Source organism: Escherichia sp. E2661 (assembly GCF_004745185.1).
Lineage (GTDB): Bacteria > Pseudomonadota > Gammaproteobacteria > Enterobacterales > Enterobacteriaceae > Escherichia.
In genome coordinates this window covers 39123-58068 of the sequence record NZ_PDIG01000021.1, presented here as the reverse complement: position 1 = coordinate 58068, position 18946 = coordinate 39123, and the positions used below count along the sequence as shown (strand labels likewise).

At 51.4% G+C, this 18946-nt stretch carries 18 protein-coding genes and 2 pseudogenes; 14 read left to right on the top strand and 6 right to left on the bottom strand.

Annotated elements, in window-relative coordinates; genetic code table 11:
* Positions 1 to 24: 24 nt before the first annotated feature.
* Genes recF through dnaA form a run of 3 tightly spaced genes read right to left on the bottom strand, consistent with a single transcriptional unit; the run spans position 25 to position 3603 of the window.
* Positions 25 to 1098 carry a DNA replication/repair protein RecF gene (gene recF, locus CRI63_RS11785; protein ID WP_000060112.1) on the bottom strand — a complete coding sequence of 358 codons (1074 nt, stop codon included), beginning with the start codon at positions 1096 to 1098 and terminating at the stop codon, positions 25 to 27.
* The gene (dnaN, locus tag CRI63_RS11780; RefSeq protein WP_000673464.1) at positions 1098 to 2198 is read right to left on the bottom strand and encodes a DNA polymerase III subunit beta; all 1101 of its coding nucleotides are present in this window, start codon (positions 2196 to 2198) and stop codon (positions 1098 to 1100) included. The genes recF and dnaN overlap by 1 nt, the downstream gene beginning before the upstream one ends.
* A 4-nt stretch (positions 2199 to 2202) precedes the next feature.
* On the bottom strand, positions 2203 to 3603 hold the full coding sequence (dnaA, locus tag CRI63_RS11775; RefSeq protein ID WP_000059100.1) for a chromosomal replication initiator protein DnaA: 1401 nt from the start codon (positions 3601 to 3603) through the stop codon (positions 2203 to 2205).
* 296 nt (positions 3604 to 3899) lie between these two features.
* Between dnaA and CRI63_RS11770 the strand changes: the two genes are divergently transcribed.
* The 13 genes and pseudogenes from CRI63_RS11770 (at position 3900) to yieF (ending at position 15098) form a co-directional block, all read left to right on the top strand.
* The gene (locus CRI63_RS11770) at positions 3900 to 3971 is read left to right on the top strand and encodes a hypothetical protein (RefSeq protein ID WP_123057980.1); all 72 of its coding nucleotides are present in this window, start codon (positions 3900 to 3902) and stop codon (positions 3969 to 3971) included.
* 238 nt (positions 3972 to 4209) lie between these two features.
* Entirely contained in the window at positions 4210 to 4350 is a 141-nt protein-coding gene (rpmH, locus tag CRI63_RS11765) for a 50S ribosomal protein L34 (protein WP_000831330.1), read from the top strand.
* A gap of 16 nt (positions 4351 to 4366) precedes the next feature.
* A pseudogene (rnpA, locus tag CRI63_RS11760) lies at positions 4367 to 4725 on the top strand (ribonuclease P protein component).
* Positions 4689 to 4946 carry a membrane protein insertion efficiency factor YidD gene (gene yidD, locus CRI63_RS11755; RefSeq protein ID WP_001307474.1) on the top strand — a complete coding sequence of 86 codons (258 nt, stop codon included), beginning with the start codon at positions 4689 to 4691 and terminating at the stop codon, positions 4944 to 4946. Before rnpA ends, yidD begins: the two are co-directional and overlap by 37 nt.
* A 2-nt stretch (positions 4947 to 4948) precedes the next feature.
* A pseudogene (gene yidC, locus CRI63_RS11750) lies at positions 4949 to 6596 on the top strand (membrane protein insertase YidC).
* A 105-nt stretch (positions 6597 to 6701) separates the two neighbouring features.
* Entirely contained in the window at positions 6702 to 8066 is a 1365-nt protein-coding gene (gene mnmE, locus CRI63_RS11745) for a tRNA uridine-5-carboxymethylaminomethyl(34) synthesis GTPase MnmE (RefSeq protein ID WP_135519625.1), read from the top strand.
* 243 nt (positions 8067 to 8309) lie between these two features.
* Positions 8310 to 8384: a tryptophanase leader peptide gene (tnaC, locus tag CRI63_RS11740; RefSeq protein WP_127447239.1), complete on the top strand. Its 75-nt coding sequence runs from the start codon at positions 8310 to 8312 to the stop codon at positions 8382 to 8384.
* 222 nt (positions 8385 to 8606) lie between these two features.
* Positions 8607 to 10022 (top strand): tryptophanase, encoded by a 1416-nt coding sequence (tnaA, locus tag CRI63_RS11735; RefSeq protein WP_130206804.1) that lies wholly within the window; start codon positions 8607 to 8609, stop codon positions 10020 to 10022.
* Between the two features lie 91 nt (positions 10023 to 10113).
* On the top strand, positions 10114 to 11361 hold the full coding sequence (tnaB, locus tag CRI63_RS11730) for a low affinity tryptophan permease TnaB (RefSeq protein WP_130215102.1): 1248 nt from the start codon (positions 10114 to 10116) through the stop codon (positions 11359 to 11361).
* Between the two features lie 134 nt (positions 11362 to 11495).
* Positions 11496 to 12671: a multidrug efflux MFS transporter MdtL gene (gene mdtL / locus CRI63_RS11725; RefSeq protein WP_135519623.1), complete on the top strand. Its 1176-nt coding sequence runs from the start codon at positions 11496 to 11498 to the stop codon at positions 12669 to 12671.
* The gene (gene yidZ / locus CRI63_RS11720) at positions 12646 to 13605 is read left to right on the top strand and encodes an HTH-type transcriptional regulator YidZ (RefSeq protein WP_135519621.1); all 960 of its coding nucleotides are present in this window, start codon (positions 12646 to 12648) and stop codon (positions 13603 to 13605) included. Before mdtL ends, yidZ begins: the two co-directional genes overlap by 26 nt.
* A 155-nt stretch (positions 13606 to 13760) precedes the next feature.
* Positions 13761 to 14510: a 4'-phosphopantetheinyl transferase superfamily protein gene (locus CRI63_RS11715; protein ID WP_130258394.1), complete on the top strand. Its 750-nt coding sequence runs from the start codon at positions 13761 to 13763 to the stop codon at positions 14508 to 14510.
* Positions 14511 to 14531: 21 nt separating this feature from the next.
* A complete protein-coding gene (gene yieF / locus CRI63_RS11710) occupies positions 14532 to 15098 on the top strand; it encodes a class I chromate reductase YieF (RefSeq protein ID WP_130215096.1) in 567 nt (188 codons plus the stop codon).
* A 53-nt stretch (positions 15099 to 15151) separates the two neighbouring features.
* Here the strand turns inward: yieF and adeP are convergent, their stop codons facing one another.
* Positions 15152 to 16489: an adenine permease AdeP gene (gene adeP, locus CRI63_RS11705; protein ID WP_064525932.1), complete on the bottom strand. Its 1338-nt coding sequence runs from the start codon at positions 16487 to 16489 to the stop codon at positions 15152 to 15154.
* A gap of 166 nt (positions 16490 to 16655) precedes the next feature.
* On the opposite strand from adeP, the gene yieH reads away from it, so the two are divergent.
* Complete coding sequence (gene yieH / locus CRI63_RS11700) at positions 16656 to 17321, top strand: 6-phosphogluconate phosphatase (protein WP_135519619.1); 666 nt, start codon at positions 16656 to 16658, stop codon at positions 17319 to 17321.
* Between the two features lie 93 nt (positions 17322 to 17414).
* On the opposite strand, the gene phoU is transcribed toward yieH, so the two are convergent.
* Positions 17415 to 18140 carry a phosphate signaling complex protein PhoU gene (gene phoU / locus CRI63_RS11690; protein WP_130206818.1) on the bottom strand — a complete coding sequence of 242 codons (726 nt, stop codon included), beginning with the start codon at positions 18138 to 18140 and terminating at the stop codon, positions 17415 to 17417.
* A 14-nt stretch (positions 18141 to 18154) separates the two neighbouring features.
* Positions 18155 to 18928: a phosphate ABC transporter ATP-binding protein PstB gene (gene pstB, locus CRI63_RS11685; RefSeq protein WP_000063126.1), complete on the bottom strand. Its 774-nt coding sequence runs from the start codon at positions 18926 to 18928 to the stop codon at positions 18155 to 18157.
* Between the last annotated feature and the right edge of the window lie 18 nt (positions 18929 to 18946).

Below are 18946 nucleotides of genomic sequence, written 5' to 3'. Positions count from 1 at the left end.
GTTTCTCGCTCATTTATACTTGGGTTAATCCGTTATTTTACCCTTTTCCACGGTAAACATCTTCGAATTTTCGTCCGACATGTCTATAACGTGTTCAGCACTGATCGCGCTGACAAAGACCTGTGATTGCGTCGCTTTTAAGCGGCTGGCAAGCAACCCGCGACGCTCATCATCAAGCTCAGAGGCAAAATCATCTATCAGGTAGAGACACCGCCGCCCGCTTTCACGGGTGAGGAACTCTCCTTGCGCCAGACGTAAGGCGCACATCAGCAGTTTAAGCTGCCCACGCGATAAGGTATCTTCCACCGGCGCACCGTCGGCGCGAATGCGTAAGTCCGCTTTATGCGGGCCGTGCGCGGTGTAGGTTAGCTGGCGATCGCGTTCAAAATTACGTTCCAGCACCTCAGCGTACTCTGTCTCTTTCTCCCAGCCGCGCTGGAAAGAGAAAGTCAGAGAAAACTCAGGGAGAAATTGCTTACAGGTATCGGCCATATCAGCCGCGATACCGGCGCTATACTCCGCGCGCCAGGTGCTGATTTGCTCCGCCAACGGGATCAATTCTTTATCCCACGGGCGTAGCTGTTCGTAACGTGTCACCTGGCGCAGCGCCGCATTACGCTGCTTGAGCAACCGCTTGAGATTGCTCCAGGCGGTGAAAAATCCAGGTTCGTTGTGAAAGCATCCCCAGTCGAGGAATGCTCTTCTGTATTTGGGGCCGCCGTTGAGTAAAGTAAACCCTTCTGGCGTTATCAGCTGCATCGGCATCAGGTGCGCCAGCTCCGCGACTTTATGCCCGTCAGTACCGTCGATGCGGACTTTGCTGTCGCCCTGTTTGTCTTTGGTTAAGCCAATCGCCGTCTCGCGCTCTTCGCCCTGTAATCGCCCATGGAGAACAAACGCCTCCTGCTCATGGCGAATGACGCGACCAATCTGCAAACTGCGAAACGCCCGACCATGGCCGAGCGTATAGATGGCTTCCAGCACGCTGGTTTTGCCACTGCCGTTGGCACCTACCAGAAAGTTAAAGCCGGGAGATAAAGCGAGATCCGCGGTTTCGATATTGCGGAAATCGCGGATCAACAAGCGGGTGAGGGACATTACAGTCTCATTGGCATGACAACATAGGCAGCCGACTGTGATGCGGCATCTTCAATCTGCACGCTGGAAACCGAATCGGTCAGCATCATGCGCACGTTTTCGCATTTCAGCGCGTTCAGGACATCCAGCACATAGCTGACGTTGAAGCCGATTTCCATCTCCGCACCGCTATAGGTAACGTCTAGGATCTCTTCCGCTTCTTCCTGTTCTGGGTTATTGGCGGTGATTTTCAGCTGGTTTTCGCTGACATACAGACGCACACCGCGGAATTTCTCGTTAGAGAGAATTGCCGCACGAGCAAACGCCTGCTTGAGAAGATCGCAGCCAGCTTCCAGATGCTTGTCTGGGTTCTTCGGCAGAACGCGGCGGTAATCCGGGAAGCGACCATCCACCAGTTTCGAGGTGAAGATAAAGTCGCCAACGTGAGCGCGAATGTTGTTGCTGCCAATCTGTACACGCAGCGGATTGTCGCCGCCGTCGAGCATACGCATCAGTTCAATCACGCCTTTACGCGGCACGATCACCGAATGGCTTGGCAAAGATTGACCAATTGGCATTGAACAGACCGCCAGACGGTGACCGTCGGTCGCCACAGTGCGCAGTTCTTCACCTTCGGTTTCAAACAGCATACCGTTTAAGTAATAACGAACGTCCTGATGCGCCATAGAAAACTGGGTCGCTTCAATCAGACGCTTCATCGTCGCCTGTGGCAGGGTAAATTCGACTTCGCTCTGCCAGTCATCGAGGTTCGGGAAATCCGCCGCTGGCAGGGTTGACAGCGAAAAACGGCTGCGCCCGGAGCGCACCAGCATCCGCTCACCTTCCAGCTGCACGGCAATTTCCGCGCCTTCAGGCAGACCACGGCAGATATCAAAGAATTTGCGCGCCGGAACGGTCGTCGCCCCTGGTTCGTGCGGCTGAACCAGCGCAACGCGTGCCACCATTTCCATCTCGAGATCAGTACCGGTCAGCGACAACGTACCGTCAGCAACCTGTAACAGCAGATTACCGAGAATCGGTAGCGTAGGACGACCACCTAACGGACCGCTCACCTGTTGTAGCGGTTTTAATAAATGCTCACGTTCTACGGTAAATTTCATAGGTTTACGATGACAATGTTCTGATTAAATTAGAGAAATCTTCTTTGATATCGTGGCTCTCTTCACGCAATTGCTCGATCTTACGGCAGGCATGAAGCACCGTCGTGTGGTCACGACCACCAAACGCATCGCCAATCTCCGGCAGACTGTGGTTAGTCAGTTCTTTCGCCAGCGCCATCGCCATCTGACGTGGACGCGCTACCGAGCGGGATCGACGTTTGGAAAGGAGATCCGCGACTTTGATCTTGTAGTACTCTGCCACCGTCTTCTGAATATTGTCGATAGTGACCAGTTTTTCCTGCAAAGCCAGTAAGTCGCGCAGCGCCTCACGTACGAAGTCAATCGTGATCGCCCGTCCGGTAAAGTTGGCGTTAGCAATGACGCGGTTCAGTGCCCCTTCCAGCTCACGTACGTTAGATCGTAGACGCTTGGCGATAAAGAACGCCACTTCGCCCGGCAAACGAATGTCGTTTTCGTCGGCCTTTTTCATCAGGATCGCCACGCGGGTTTCCAGCTCTGGCGGTTCGATCGCCACAGTCAGCCCCCAGCCGAAGCGAGATTTCAAACGATCCTCAACACCGTTGATCTCTTTCGGATAGCGATCCGACGTGAGGATGATCTGCTGATTACCTTCAAGCAGGGCGTTAAAGGTATGGAAAAACTCTTCCTGGGATCGTTCTTTATTGGCGAAAAACTGAATATCGTCGATCAGCAGCGCATCAACGGAACGGTAGTAGCGTTTAAACTCTTCGATCGCATTGTTTTGCAGGGCTTTTACCATGTCCTGAACAAAGCGTTCGGAGTGCATATAAACCACTTTGGCATTCGGCTTGCGCGCCATAATGCCATTACCCACCGCATGCAGCAGGTGAGTTTTACCCAGCCCCGTGCCGCCATAAAGGAACAGCGGGTTATAGGCGCCGCCCGGGTTGTCTGCCACCTGGCGAGCCGCCGCGCGCGCCAGCTGGTTAGATTTACCTTCGACGAAGTTATCAAACGTATGTTTAACGTTGACGTTGGAACGATAGGTCGGTTCTGCCGGAGCCGGAACGTTATCCCAGCCTGAGCGCGTAGAAGGCGCAGCACGTTGCGGCTGCACCTGCGCTGCCTGAGCGGGTGCAACTGTATTGCTGGCAGGGACTTTCAGCGTTTGTGTCACGGGCTTTGTGCCCACTTCAAAACGCAGCTGTGGGGCATCCGCTCCACAGAAACTGGTTAGCAGTCCATTGATATTATTGAGGTACTTGTCCCTTACCCAATCGAGGACAAAACGGTTTGGCGCGTACAAGGCCAGCGTGTTATCGCTCAGTTCCGCCTGCAATGGGCGTATCCACATACTGAATTCTGTGGCTGGTAACTCATCCTGCAATCGGGCAAGACACTGCTGCCAAAGCGAAAGTGACACGGCGGACTCCACTCGAACAAAAGTCGATTATGACTAAGGCTGAAACATTCATGATTGTTGACGCACGTCGAAAAGACCCTGCATGAGGGTGACGCACGAACCGCTGTCTGCGGTTATATGCCCGATCAAGATCCTGCAAAACGATCGGGACCGCGGATCATAGCCTAAACTGCGCAAGAGATCTTCTGTTTCTCACAGATTTTCCCGATTTATCCACAGGGCTTTCCAGAACTCGCTAAGTGTAAACGATCCTGCCGCAAGGCGGGCACGATTTACGCCGCATATTGGAAAATTTAATGACCTTAGACAAAATTAGGCTTAATCGATCTAATAAAGATCCTGGACGATCCTTGCGCTTTACCCGGTAGCCCGTATAATCCTCGCCCCGGCGCGCCATGCTGGTTTTCACTGGTGTGAAGCCGTACATTTTCCCAGCGAAAAGGTGCGGAAAAGCGCGGTAAATAAGGAAAGAGAATTGACTCCGGAGTGTACAATTATTACAATCCGGCCTCTTTAATCACCCATGGCTTCGGTGTCCATCGTTTCATTTTTCGGCGGATATCCAATAAAGCCATTGAATTTATTCAAGTTTAGGTAGAAATCGCCATGAAACGCACTTTTCAACCGTCTGTACTGAAGCGCAACCGTTCTCACGGCTTCCGTGCTCGTATGGCTACTAAAAATGGTCGTCAGGTTCTGGCACGTCGTCGTGCTAAAGGCCGCGCTCGTCTGACCGTTTCTAAGTAATATAGCTAACCCCTGCGTGGTTAAGCTCGCATTTCCCAGGGAGTTACGTTTGTTAACTCCCAGTCAATTCACATTCGTCTTCCAGCAGCCACAACGGGCTGGCACGCCGCAAATTACCATTCTCGGCCGCCTGAATTCGCTGGGGCATCCCCGTATCGGTCTTACTGTCGCCAAGAAAAACGTTCGACGCGCGCATGAACGCAATCGGATTAAACGTCTGACGCGTGAAAGCTTCCGTCTGCGCCAACATGAACTCCCGGCTATGGATTTCGTGGTGGTGGCGAAAAAAGGGGTTGCCGACCTCGATAACCGTGCTCTCTCGGAAGCGTTGGAAAATTATGGCGCCGCCACTGTCGCCTGGCTCGCGGGTCCTGATAGCCCTCATTCGGGTCTATCAACGCCTGATTAGTCCGCTACTCGGGCCGCATTGTCGTTTCACTCCAACCTGTTCAAGCTACGGAATTGAGGCATTGCGCAGGTTTGGAGTGATAAAAGGCAGTTGGTTGACGGTGAAACGCGTATTAAAATGCCACCCTTTACACCCTGGTGGTGACGATCCCGTCCCGCCCGGACCATTTGATACCAGAGAACACTAACGATGGATTCGCAACGCAATCTTTTAGTCATCGCTTTGCTGTTCGTGTCTTTCATGATCTGGCAAGCCTGGGAGCAGGATAAAAACCCGCAACCTCAGGCCCAACAGACCACGCAGACAACGACCACCGCAGCGGGTAGCGCCGCCGACCAGGGCGTACCGGCCAGTGGCCAGGGGAAACTGATTTCGGTTAAGACCGACGTGCTTGATCTGACCATCAACACCCGTGGTGGTGATGTTGAACAGGCTCTGCTCCCGGCTTACCCGAAAGAGCTGAACTCTACCCAGCCGTTCCAGCTGCTGGAAACTTCACCGCAGTTTATTTATCAGGCACAGAGCGGTCTGACCGGTCGTGATGGCCCGGATAACCCGGCTAACGGCCCGCGTCCGCTGTATAACGTTGAAAAAGACGCTTATGTGCTGGCTGAAGGTCAAAACGAACTGCAGGTGCCGATGACGTATACCGACGCGGCAGGCAACACGTTTACCAAAACGTTTGTCCTGAAACGTGGTGATTACGCTGTCAACGTCAACTACAACGTGCAGAACGCTGGCGAAAAACCGCTGGAGATCTCCACCTTTGGTCAGTTGAAGCAATCCATCAATCTGCCACCGCATCTCGACACTGGAAGCAGCAACTTCGCACTGCATACTTTCCGTGGCGCGGCGTACTCCACGCCTGACGAGAAGTACGAGAAATACAAGTTCGATACCATTGCCGATAACGAAAACCTGAACATCTCTTCGAAAGGTGGTTGGGTGGCGATGCTGCAACAGTATTTCGCGACGGCGTGGATCCCGCATAACGACGGCACCAACAACTTCTACACCGCTAATCTGGGTAACGGCATCGCCGCTATCGGCTATAAATCTCAGCCGGTACTGGTTCAGCCAGGTCAGACTGGCGCGATGAACAGCACCCTGTGGGTTGGCCCGGAAATCCAGGACAAAATGGCAGCTGTTGCTCCGCACCTGGATCTGACCGTTGATTACGGTTGGTTGTGGTTCATCTCTCAGCCGCTGTTCAAACTGCTGAAATGGATCCATAGCTTTGTGGGTAACTGGGGCTTCTCCATTATCATCATCACCTTTATCGTTCGTGGCATCATGTACCCGCTGACCAAAGCGCAGTACACCTCCATGGCGAAGATGCGTATGCTGCAGCCGAAGATTCAGGCTATGCGTGAGCGTCTGGGCGATGACAAACAGCGTATCAGCCAGGAAATGATGGCGCTGTACAAAGCTGAGAAGGTTAACCCGCTGGGCGGCTGCTTCCCGCTGATTATCCAGATGCCAATCTTCCTGGCGTTGTACTACATGCTGATGGGTTCCGTTGAACTGCGTCAGGCGCCGTTTGCACTGTGGATCCACGACCTGTCTGCACAGGACCCGTACTACATCCTGCCGATCCTGATGGGCGTAACGATGTTCTTCATTCAGAAGATGTCGCCGACCACTGTGACCGACCCGATGCAGCAGAAGATCATGACCTTTATGCCGGTCATCTTCACCGTGTTCTTCCTGTGGTTCCCGTCAGGTCTGGTGCTGTACTATATCGTCAGCAACCTGGTTACCATTATTCAGCAGCAGCTGATTTACCGTGGTCTGGAAAAAACGTGGCCTGCATAGCCGCGAGAAGAAAAAATCCTGATTCGGTGAGTTTTCGCTAAAATAAGGGCGGTCAGTTGACCGCCTTTTTTCTTTTCGTAGGGCGGATAAGCACCGCGCATCCGCCACACAAAGCAACAGGAACATCATGAGCGATAATGACACTATCGTAGCCCAGGCCACGCCTCCGGGACGTGGCGGCGTTGGCATCCTGCGCATCTCCGGCCTCAAAGCCCGTAAAGTTGCCGAAACCGTGCTGGGTAAACTGCCTAAGCCGCGCTACGCCGATTATCTTCCGTTTAAAGACGCCGACGGCAGCGTGCTCGATCAGGGGATTGCGCTATGGTTCCCTGGCCCGAACTCGTTCACCGGCGAAGATGTGCTGGAACTGCAAGGTCATGGCGGTCCGGTGATCCTCGACCTGCTGTTAAAACGTATTCTGACCATTCCCGGCCTGCGAATTGCCCGCCCTGGCGAGTTTTCCGAACGCGCGTTTCTTAACGATAAACTCGACTTAGCCCAGGCAGAAGCGATTGCCGATCTGATCGATGCCAGTTCGGAACAGGCAGCCCGTTCGGCACTTAACTCGCTGCAAGGCGCGTTCTCCGCACGGGTTAACCATCTGGTGGAAGCCCTCACCCACTTGCGTATTTACGTCGAAGCGGCAATTGATTTCCCTGATGAAGAGATCGATTTCCTCTCCGACGGCAAAATTGAAGCCCAGCTCAATGACGTAATTGCCGATCTTGATGCAGTGCGTGCTGAAGCACGTCAGGGCAGCCTGTTGCGCGAAGGGATGAAGGTGGTGATTGCCGGACGTCCTAACGCCGGTAAATCGAGCCTGCTGAACGCGCTGGCTGGCCGTGAAGCGGCGATCGTAACCGATATCGCCGGAACCACACGTGACGTGCTGCGTGAGCATATCCACATTGACGGAATGCCGCTGCATATCATCGACACCGCCGGGTTACGTGAAGCCAGTGACGAAGTGGAACGTATTGGTATCGAGCGTGCGTGGCAGGAAATTGAACAGGCCGACCGCGTGCTGTTTATGGTCGATGGCACCACGACAGACGCTGTTGATCCGGTAGAGATCTGGCCGGAATTTATCGCCCGTCTGCCTGCGAAACTACCGATCACCGTGGTGCGCAATAAAGCCGATATCACCGGCGAAACGCTGGGAATGAGCGAAGTGAACGGTCATGCGTTGATTCGTCTCTCTGCAAGAACTGGCGAAGGCGTGGACGTGCTGCGTAACCATCTCAAACAGAGCATGGGCTTTGACACCAACATGGAAGGCGGCTTCCTGGCGCGCCGTCGTCACCTACAGGCGCTGGAACAGGCGGCGGAGCATTTGCAGCAAGGTAAAGCACAGCTGTTGGGCGCATGGGCGGGCGAATTGCTGGCGGAAGAGCTACGCCTGGCGCAGCAGAACTTGAGCGAGATTACCGGGGAGTTTACCTCTGACGACCTACTGGGGCGGATTTTCTCCAGCTTCTGTATCGGTAAGTAACCGCACTTACGAAGTCGCATCTGGTAATCAGGATGCGGCTTTGTTTTCCTGTTTGCATACTTTTTATTAATCAATTCATCTTATAAACATTAAAATTTTAATGCAGCGTATTTTTCTGAAAAAAAACATTTAATAATGCATCTCGAACGATTGTGATTCGATTCACATTTAATAAACTTAGGAATAGATATAAAAATCTTAATGTAATAGTGTAGCAACATGTCTTTCGAGGATAAGTGCATTATGAATATCTTACATATATGTGTGACCTCAAAGTGGTTCAATATTGACAACAGGATTGTCGATCACCGCCCTTAATTTGCCCTTCTGTAGCCATCACCAGAGCCAAACCAATTAGATTCAATGTGATCTATTAGTTTGCCATGCCTTAATTTTACCTTTTAGACAAGCCATTATTGCTTTATCTATTTGCTCGTCTAAATAAATGTACTCGTATACATAAATATGGTGAATTAATGGTTATTGCAGACGCAATATTCACAGGGATCACTGTAATTAAAATAAATGAAGGATTATGCAATGGAAAACTTTAAACATCTCCCTGAACCGTTCCGCATTCGTGTTATTGAGCCAGTAAAACGTACGACTCGCGCTTACCGTGAAGAAGCGATTATTAAATCTGGTATGAACCCGTTCCTGCTGGATAGCGAAGATGTGTTTATCGATTTACTGACCGACAGCGGCACCGGGGCGGTAACCCAAAGTATGCAAGCAGCGATGATGCGCGGCGACGAAGCCTACAGTGGCAGCCGCAGCTACTATGCGTTAGCCGAGTCAGTGAAAAATATCTTTGGTTATCAATACACTATTCCGACTCACCAGGGCCGTGGCGCAGAGCAAATCTATATTCCAGTACTGATTAAAAAACGCGAGCAGGAAAAAGGTCTGGATCGCAGCAAAATGGTGGCGTTCTCTAACTATTTCTTCGATACCACTCAGGGCCATAGCCAGATTAACGGCTGTACCGTGCGTAACGTCTATATCAAAGAAGCCTTCGATACTGGCGTACGTTACGACTTTAAAGGCAACTTTGACCTCGAAGGATTAGAACGCGGTATTGAAGAAGTTGGCCCGAATAACGTGCCGTATATCGTTGCGACCATTACCAGCAACTCCGCAGGCGGCCAGCCGGTTTCACTGGCAAATATGAAAGCGATGTACAGCATTGCGAAGAAATACGATATTCCGGTAGTGATGGACTCCGCGCGCTTTGCTGAAAACGCCTATTTCATCAAACAGCGTGAAGCGGAATATAAAGACTGGACTATCGAGCAGATCACTCGCGAAACCTATAAATATGCCGATATGCTGGCGATGTCCGCCAAGAAAGATGCGATGGTGCCGATGGGCGGCCTGCTGTGCGTGAAAGACGACAGCTTCTTCGATGTCTACACCGAATGCAGAACGCTGTGCGTAGTGCAGGAAGGCTTCCCGACTTATGGTGGTCTGGAAGGCGGTGCGATGGAGCGTCTGGCGGTGGGTCTGTATGACGGCATGAACCATGACTGGCTGGCTTATCGTATTGCGCAGGTGCAGTATCTGGTCGATGGTCTGGAAGAGATTGGCGTAGTATGCCAGCAGGCGGGCGGTCATGCGGCGTTCGTTGATGCCGGTAAACTGTTGCCACATATCCCGGCAGATCAATTCCCGGCACAGGCGCTGGCGTGCGAGCTGTATAAAGTTGCCGGTATCCGTGCGGTAGAAATTGGTTCCTTCCTGTTAGGTCGCGATCCGAAAACCGGTAAACAACTGCCTTGCCCGGCAGAACTGCTGCGTTTAACCATTCCACGCGCAACATATACCCAAACACATATGGACTTCATTATTGAAGCCTTCAAACATGTGAAAGAGAACGCGACAAATATTAAAGGATTAACCTTTACCTACGAACCAAAAGTATTGCGTCACTTCACCGCAAAACTGAAAGAAGTTTAATTAACACTACAGAGTGGCTATAAGGATGTTAGCCACTCTATTTCCCCTACATCCTCAATAACAAAAATAGCCTTCCTCTAAAGGTGGCATCATGACTGATCAATCAGAAAAAAAGCACTCTGCATTTTGGGGTGTAATGGTTATAGCCGGTACAGTAATTGGCGGTGGGATGTTTGCTTTACCTGTTGACCTTGCCGGTGCCTGGTTTTTTTGGGGCGCTTTTATTCTTATTATCGCCTGGTTTTCAATGTTACATTCAGGCCTATTATTATTAGAAGCGAACTTAAATTATCCCGTCGGCTCCAGTTTTAACACCATCACCAAAGATTTAATTGGCAACACCTGGAACATTATTAGCGGTATTACCGTTGCCTTCGTTCTCTATATTCTCACTTATGCTTATATCTCTGCTAACGGCGCAATCATTAGCGAAACGATATCGATGAATTTGGGCTATCACGCTAATCCACGCATTGTCGGGATCTGTACGGCCATTTTCGTTGCCAGCGTATTGTGGATAAGCTCTTTAGCCGCCAGTCGTATTACCTCGTTGTTCCTCGGGCTGAAGATTATCTCCTTTGTGATCGTGTTTGGTTCTTTCTTCTTCCAGGTCGATTATTCCATTCTGCGCGATTCCACCAGCACGACTGCGGGGACGTCTTACTTCCCGTATATCTTTATGGCTTTGCCGGTGTGTCTGGCGTCATTTGGTTTCCACGGCAATATTCCCAGTCTGATTATTTGCTATGGCAAAAAGAAAGATAAACTAATCAAAAGCGTAGTTTTCGGCTCGCTGCTGGCACTGGTGATTTATCTCTTCTGGCTTTATTGCACGATGGGGAATATCTCGCGAGAAAGTTTTAAAGCGATTATCTCCTCGGGCGGCAACGTTGATTCACTGGTAAAAACGTTCCTCGGCACCAAACAGCATGGCATTATCGAATTTTGCCTGCTGGTGTTCTCCAACTTAGCTGTCGCCAGTTCGTTCTTTGGCGTCACGCTTGGGCTGTTCGATTACCTGGCGGATCTGTTTAAGATTGATAACTCCCACGGCGGACGTTTCAAAACCGTGCTGTTAACCTTCCTGCCACCCGCTTTGTTGTATCTCGTCTTCCCGAATGGCTTTATTTACGGGATTGGCGGTGCCGGACTGTGCGCCACCATCTGGGCGGTCATTATCCCCGCGGTGCTGGCAATCAAAGCTCGCAAGAAGTTTCCCAATCAGATATTTACGGTCTGGGGCGGCAATCTTATTCCGGCGATTGTCATTCTCTTTGGTATCACCGTGATTTTGTGCTGGTTCGGCAACGTCTTTAACGTGTTACCTAAATTTGGCTAATCCCTTAAAGAAGCCAGCGGTCATTCGCTGGCTTCTTGCCTGAAAGGAAATCTCTTTTGTCCAAATGGCAACTCGCCTGATTCTCCTTCACCACGTATGCTTTGCGTCACCTTCCCGTCAGGACGCTTTATCCCATGTCCCGCTTTTTAATTTGTAGTTTTGCTCTGGTTTTACTCTATCCCGCAGGTATTGATATGTACCTGGTCGGCTTACCGCGCATCGCCGCCGATCTCAATGCCAGCGAAGCGCAGTTGCATATTGCGTTCTCCGTTTACCTTGCGGGGATGGCAGCAGCAATGTTATTTGCCGGTAAAGTGGCCGACCGTTCAGGGAGAAAACCTGTCGCCATCCCCGGCGCGGCGCTATTTATTATCGCCTCTGTGCTCTGTTCACTGGCTGAAACCAGTGCGTTATTTCTTGCAGGGCGCTTTCTGCAGGGACTCGGCGCGGGCTGTTGTTACGTGGTGGCATTCGCGATTTTACGCGACACGCTGGATGATCGACGTCGGGCAAAAGTGCTGTCATTACTCAACGGCATTACCTGCATCATTCCGGTGTTAGCGCCAGTGCTTGGCCACCTGATTATGCTTAAGTTCCCGTGGCAGAGCCTGTTCTGGGTAATGGCGCTGATGGGTGTCGCGGTACTCATGTTGTCATTGTTTATTTTAAAAGAAACCCGCCCTGCGGCACCTGCCGCTTCGGGCAAAACACGAGAAAATACCGAGTCGTTGCTTAACCGCTTTTTCCTCAGCCGAGTGCTTATCACCACCCTCAGCGTCTCAGTCATACTTACCTTCGTGAATACGTCGCCAGTATTGCTGATGGAAATCATGGGCTTTGCGCGCGGAGAATACGCCACCATTATGGCGTTGACCGCAGGTGTCAGCATGACCGTATCATTCTCCACGCCATTTGCGTTGGGGATTTTTAAGCCACGTACGTTGATGATCACCTCGCAGGTGTTATTTCTGGCGGCGGGAATCATTCTTGCGTTTTCGCCTTCCCATGCAGTTTCGCTGTTTGGCATCACGTTGATTTGCGCTGGTTTTTCAGTGGGATTCGGCGTGGCAATGAGTCAGGCGTTAGGGCCGTTTTCATTACGCGCGGGCGTAGCCAGTTCGACATTAGGCATTGCACAGGTTTGCGGTTCATCACTGTGGATTTGGCTAGCGGCGGTAGTCGGCGTAGGCGCATGGAATATGCTGATCGGGATTCTGATTGCCTGTAGCATAGTGAGCCTGTTGCTGATTATGCTCGTCGCGCCTGGACGCCCCGTTACCGCTCATGAAGAAATCCATCACCACACTTGATCTGAATTTGCTGCTCTGCCTGCAACTGCTGATGCAGGAGCGCAGCGTGACCAAAGCGGCGAAGCGGATGAACGTGACGCCTTCGGCGGTGAGCAAATCTCTGGCAAAGCTTCGGATATGGTTTGATGACCTGCTCTTTGTGAACTCACCGCTGGGCCTGACGCCAACGCCGCTGATGGTCAGCATGGAGCAAAATCTGGCGGAGTGGATGCAAATGAGCAATCTGCTGCTGGATAAACCGCACCACCAAACGCCACGTGGTCTGAAGTTTAAGCTGGCAGCAGAATCGCCGCTGATGATGATTATGTTTAATGCGCTGTCGAAACATATTTACCAGCGTTACCCACAGGCGACGATTAAACTGCGCAACTGGGATTATGACTCGTTGGATGCAATTATTCGTGGCGAAGTGGATATCGGTTTTACCGGACGAGAAAGCCACCCACGCTCGCGAGAACAGCTTAGTCTTCTGCCGTTGTCTATTGATTATGACGTATTATTTACAGACTTACCGTGCGTCTGGTTGCGCAAAGATCATCCGGCGCTGCGTGAAGAATGGGATCTGGATACTTTTTTACGTTATCCACATATCAGCATTTGCTGGGAACAGAGCGATACCTGGGCGCTGGACAATGTGTTGCAGGAATCAGGACGCGAACGCACGATTGCCATGAGTCTGCCAGAATTCGAGCAGTCACTGTTTATGGCGGCGCAGCCCGACAATCTGCTACTGGCGACCGCACCGCGCTACTGTCAGTACTACAACCAACTCCACCAGCTTCCACTGGTTGCACTCCCTCTCCCGTTTGACGAAATCCAGCAAAAAAAGCTGGAAGTGCCGTTTACTCTGCTGTGGCACAAACGGAACAGCCATAACCCGAAGATCGTCTGGTTACGGGAAACCATTAAAAATCTTTACGCCTCGATGACATAATTAAATCGTATAAAATGCGACCATATTTCGCGATAAAATGTAAAAAACATGTAATAAATTTGTCTGAATCGAACTTTTCGCCGCTTTAGTCTGTCCATAATTTCAGTAAATGATTACTCTGTATTCATAATGGACCATTAAGCATGGAGCGAAAAATGGCGACTCACTTTGCCCGAGGGATTTTAACGGAAGGACACCTGATATCTGTTCGTCTACCCTCCCAGTGTCATCAAGAAGCCCTAAATCTTCCCCCTCATCGTCAAAGTCGTTTCCTGGCGTCCAGAGGTTTACTCGCAGAACTGATGTTCTTGCTGTACGGCATTAGTGAATTGCCGGAAATCGTCACCCAGGCTAAAGGAAAGCCGGTTTTCCACGATAGAAATTTACCATCATTTTCAATAGCCTATGCCGGAAACATGGTCGGAGTGGCGTTAACAACTGAAGGTGAATGTGGCCTCGATATGGAACTACAGCGCGCGACTCGTGGGTTTCATAGCCCTCACGCGCCCGATAACCATGCTTTTTCCAGCAATGAATCACTATGGATCAGTAAGCAAAACGATCCTAACGAAGCGCGAGCGCAGCTCATCACGCTGCGCCGAAGCGTGCTAAAACTTACCGGTGATGTTTTGAATGACGACCCGCGAAATCTGCAGTTGATGCCCATTGCGGGACGCCTGAAATGTGCCCATGTAAATCATGTAGAAGCGATATGCGACGCAGAGGAAGTGCTGGTATGGTCCGTGGCGGTCAGCCCAGCGATTGAAAAGCTCAATGTCTGGGAGTTTGATGGCAAGCAAGGCTGGAAAAGCCTGCCGGATATTCACAGCCGCGCCAATAATCCTACCAGCCGGATGATGCGTTTTGCCCAGCTCTCTACCGTGAAGTCATTTTTGCCAAATTGATAGACAACCACAGGAGTCATCATGTCTGAAAAATTGAAGGTGGTTACGTTATTGGGAAGCCTGCGTAAAGGTTCATTTAATGGCATGGTTGCACGTACGCTGCCGAAAATTGCCCCAGCGGGTATGGAAGTTAACGCGTTGCCATCTATTGCTGACATTCCCTTATATGACGCAGACGTACAGCAGGAAGACGGTTTTCCAGCAACGGTTGAAGCTCTGGCGGAACAGATTCGTCAGGCGGATGGTGTGGTGATCGTGACGCCGGAATATAACTACTCGGTGCCGGGTGGACTGAAAAATGCCATCGACTGGCTTTCCCGCCTGCCCGATCAGCCATTGGCCGGTAAACCGGTGTTGATTCAGACCAGCTCAATGGGCGTAATTGGCGGCGCACGCTGTCAGTATCATCTGCGCCAGATTCTGGTCTTCCTGGATGCAATGGTAATGAACAAACCAGAGTTTATGGGCGGCGTGATTCAGAACAAAGTCGATCCACAGACTGGAGAAGTGATTGATCCGGGAACGCTGGACCACCTGACCGGGCAGTTGACCGCATTTGGCGAGTTTATTCAACGCGTTAAGATCTAAATAAAAAACCCGCCAGCAATCATGCATGGCGGGTTTTTAACGCGCTATCGATTTTAGTGGGCGTCGATAAAGACAATTTTCAGCACAAACAGCAGCGCCACGATAATCACGCACGGGCTAAGGTCGCGCAGACGGCCTGTACCGATTTTCATCACGCAGTAGGAGATAAAGCCCAGCGCAATACCTTCGGTAATCGAGAAGCTAAACGGCATCATCACGGCAGTAATAAACGCCGGAACGGATTCGGTGAGATCCTGCCATTTCACACGCGCAAGACTTGAGGTCATCAGTACGCCAACGTAAATGAGCGCGCCAGCCGCGGCGTAGCCAGGCACCATCCCCGCCAGCGGCGACAGGAAGATAACCAGCAGGAACAGCAAACCAACAACCACTGCCGTCAGACCAGTACGCCCACCAACGGAAACACCGGAGGAGGACTCAATATACGCTGTAACAGAAGAAGTACCGATAAACGAACCGGTCACGGAAGAGATACTGTCGACATACAGCGCCTGCTTCATGCGCGGGAATTTACCTTTCTCATCCGCCAGACCTGCTTTATCAGTCACGCCAATCAGCGTACCGGAGGAGTCAAACAGGTTAACCAGCATGAAAGAGAAAATCACGCCAGCCAGTCCGAGATTAAACGACCCAGCTAAATCCACATGCCCCACCACGGTCATCACGCTCGGCGGCGCGGAGACAATGCCGTTGTAGTGCACATCACCCAACATCCAGCCCAGCAGCGTTGTCACCACGATAGAAACCAGCACCGCTGCGTGAATGTTACGTGAAGCCAGAATGGCGATGATGAAGAAGCCGAGGATACCCAGCAGCACACTGTGAGAAGTCAGATTACCGATACTCACCAGCGTTTCCGGATTAGCGACAATCACACCTGCGTTTTTCAGCCCCATCATGCCGATGAACAGGCCGATACCGCTGGTGATCCCCACACGCAGACTCACCGGAATGTTGGCAATCATCCAGTAGCGAACGCGGAAGATTGTCAGTAACAGCAGACCAATAGCGCCCCAGAAGATTGCGCCCATCCCGACCTGCCACGGTAAGCCCATCGCCTGCACAACGACAAAGGCGAAGAATGCGTTCAGGCCCATAGCGGGTGCTAGCGCAACTGGAAGATTAGCAAACAGCCCCATCAGAATACTGCCGAACGCAGCAATCAGACAGGTGGTGACGAAGACGGCGCTGGTGTCCATGCCAGCAACGCCGAGAATTTGCGGGTTAACAAAAACGATGTAAACCATCGTCAGGAAGGTGGTAAAACCGGCGATCACTTCGGTCCGTGCCGTCGTGCCATGTTCGCGCAGTTTAAACACGCGTTCCAGCATCCCCTGGCCAGAAGCCTGGGTTGTGTGTTGTTGACTCATTATCTATTTCCGAACAAGGAGGGAAAATACGTCGCTATCGTATACCAAAATGAGACAATATGGACGGCTGAAGATAACTTTTTTTCATTGTATTTGCTTATACGGCAACGATTGCGTCATGCGAATATGCCTGACGAAAACGTTAAACTAACGATAAAGGAAAGACATGTCCCAGATAGAAGCGGTATTTTTCGACTGCGACGGTACGCTGGTCGACAGTGAGGTTATTTGCTCTCGAGCCTATGTCACGATGTTCAGGGAATTTGGCATTAACGTTGACCTTGAAGAAATTTTTACCCGCTTTAAAGGCGTAAAACTCTACGAAATCATCGACATCATTAGCAAAGAACAGGGCGTAGAAATGGTCCGTGCCGATGCCGAACACGTTTACCGTGCGGAAGTGGCGCGCCTGTTTGATAGCGAGCTTGAGGTGATTGCAGGAGCGAACGAATTGCTGGCTAGTGTGAAAGTGCCGATGTGCGTCGTCTCTAACGGCCCGGTCAGCAAGATGCAGCATTCGCTTGGTAAGCTCAACATGCTGCACTATTTCCCGGAAAAACTGTTCAGCGGTTACGACATTCAGCGTTGGAAGCCCGACCCGGCATTAATGTTCCATGCGGCAAAAGCGATGAATGTGAACGTTGAAAACTGCATTCTGGTCGATGACTCCAGCGCCGGTGCGCAGTCAGGAATCGATGCCGGTATGGAAGTGTTTTACTTCTGCGCTGACCCGCACAATAAGCCGATCGTTCATCCGAAAGTCACCACCTTTACCGAGTTGGCGCAGTTACCTGCGCTCTGGAAGGCACGAGGCTGGAATATTACGCGATAAATAAAGAAAACCGGTGAGCATTTCTCCGGGCTGATTTCGTACTCGCAGATTGCCGGATGCGGCGTAAACGCCTTATCCGGCCTACAGTTTGCGTTACGCTTTCGAATCTTTCTCTGCCAGCAATTTATCCAACTCATCGCCGCCGACGTGACGGAAATCCTGCCCCTTCACGTAGTAGAAGATGTATTCGCAGATATTCTGGCAGCGGTCGCCGATACGTTCGATTGAACGCGCGCAAAACAGCGCGGTAAGTACGCTCGGAATGGTGCGCGAATCTTCCATCATGTAGGTCATCAACTGACGAACAATCCCTTCGTACTCCTGATCGACTTTTTTATCTTCACGATAAATACGCACCGCTTCGTCAATATCCATGCGCGCAAACGCGTCCAGCACGTCGTGCAACATCTGGATAGTGTGACGCCCCAGTGATTCCAGGCTTACCAGCAACGGCTGATGCTGCTGGGAGAATTTCTCCAGTGCAGTGCGACAGATTTTATCCGCCACGTCGCCAATACGCTCCAGCTCGGAAATGGTTTTGCTGATCACCATCACCAGACGCAGGTCGCTCGCCGTCGGCTGACGTTTGGCAATAATGCGCACGCAGGCTTCATCGATTGCCACTTCCATCATATTGACGTTCTTGTCGCCTTCGATCACGCGTTTTGCCAGATCGCTATCCTGGTTGTGCATCGCGGTGATTGCATCAGAAAGCTGCTGCTCCACCATGCCGCCCATGGTCATCACCTGCGTGCGGATGCTTTCCAGTTCGGCGTTGAACTGGCCGGAAATATGTTTATTAAGATTGAGACTGTCCATAACGCACTCCTGAATCAACCGTAACGACCGGTGATGTAGTCTTCTGTTTGTTTCTTCGCTGGCTTGGTGAACAGATCGTCCGTGTTGCTGAACTCAATCAATTCGCCCAGATACATAAACGCCGTGTGGTCGGAACAACGCGCAGCCTGCTGCATGTTGTGGGTTACAATCACCACGGTGTAATCCTGCTTCAGTTCGGTGATCAGCTCTTCAATACGCCCGGTAGAGATGGGGTCGAGCGCCGAACACGGTTCGTCGAGCAGCAGCACTTCCGGGCGAATGGCGATACCACGCGCAATACACAGACGCTGTTGCTGACCGCCAGAGAGAGAGTAACCGCTCTGGTGCAATTTATCTTTGGTTTCGTTCCACAATGCGGCTTTGGTCAATGCCCACTGCACGCGCTCGTCCATGTCAGCACGGGAGAGCTTCTCAAACAGACGCACGCCAAAGGCGATGTTGTCGTAAATGGACATCGGGAACGGCGTCGGTTTCTGGAACACCATGCCCACTTTCGCACGCAGCAGAGCGATATCCTGAGTGTTGGTCAGGATGTTGTCGCCATCGAGCAGAATTTCACCTTCCGCGCGCTGCTCTGGATACAGTTCAAACATTTTGTTGAAGGTACGCAGCAGCGTCGATTTACCGCAGCCGGACGGCCCGATAAACGCCGTAACCTGGTTTTTAGCGATATCCAGGTTGATGTTTTTCAGGGCATGGAATTTGCCGTAGTAGAAGTTCAAATTACGAACCTGAATTTTACTCGGGGCAGTTTCAACCATACTCATTGCAATCTTTTCCTCATC

Excerpts from the sequence above, each read along its gene's own strand:
- recF (WP_000060112.1), bottom strand. The coding sequence starts at position 1,098 with ATGTCCCTCACCCGCTTGTTGATCCGCGATTTCCGCAATATCGAAACC.
- dnaN (WP_000673464.1), bottom strand. The coding sequence starts at position 2,198 with ATGAAATTTACCGTAGAACGTGAGCATTTATTAAAACCGCTACAACAG.
- rpmH (WP_000831330.1), top strand. The coding sequence starts at position 4,210 with ATGAAACGCACTTTTCAACCGTCTGTACTGAAGCGCAACCGTTCTCAC.
- yidD (WP_001307474.1), top strand. The coding sequence starts at position 4,689 with ATGGCGCCGCCACTGTCGCCTGGCTCGCGGGTCCTGATAGCCCTCATT.
- mnmE (WP_135519625.1), top strand. The coding sequence starts at position 6,702 with ATGAGCGATAATGACACTATCGTAGCCCAGGCCACGCCTCCGGGACGT.
- tnaA (WP_130206804.1), top strand. The coding sequence starts at position 8,607 with ATGGAAAACTTTAAACATCTCCCTGAACCGTTCCGCATTCGTGTTATT.
- tnaB (WP_130215102.1), top strand. The coding sequence starts at position 10,114 with ATGACTGATCAATCAGAAAAAAAGCACTCTGCATTTTGGGGTGTAATG.
- mdtL (WP_135519623.1), top strand. The coding sequence starts at position 11,496 with ATGTCCCGCTTTTTAATTTGTAGTTTTGCTCTGGTTTTACTCTATCCC.
- yidZ (WP_135519621.1), top strand. The coding sequence starts at position 12,646 with ATGAAGAAATCCATCACCACACTTGATCTGAATTTGCTGCTCTGCCTG.
- CRI63_RS11715 (WP_130258394.1), top strand. The coding sequence starts at position 13,761 with ATGGCGACTCACTTTGCCCGAGGGATTTTAACGGAAGGACACCTGATA.
- yieF (WP_130215096.1), top strand. The coding sequence starts at position 14,532 with ATGTCTGAAAAATTGAAGGTGGTTACGTTATTGGGAAGCCTGCGTAAA.
- adeP (WP_064525932.1), bottom strand. The coding sequence starts at position 16,489 with ATGAGTCAACAACACACAACCCAGGCTTCTGGCCAGGGGATGCTGGAA.
- yieH (WP_135519619.1), top strand. The coding sequence starts at position 16,656 with ATGTCCCAGATAGAAGCGGTATTTTTCGACTGCGACGGTACGCTGGTC.
- phoU (WP_130206818.1), bottom strand. The coding sequence starts at position 18,140 with ATGGACAGTCTCAATCTTAATAAACATATTTCCGGCCAGTTCAACGCC.
- pstB (WP_000063126.1), bottom strand. The coding sequence starts at position 18,928 with ATGAGTATGGTTGAAACTGCCCCGAGTAAAATTCAGGTTCGTAATTTG.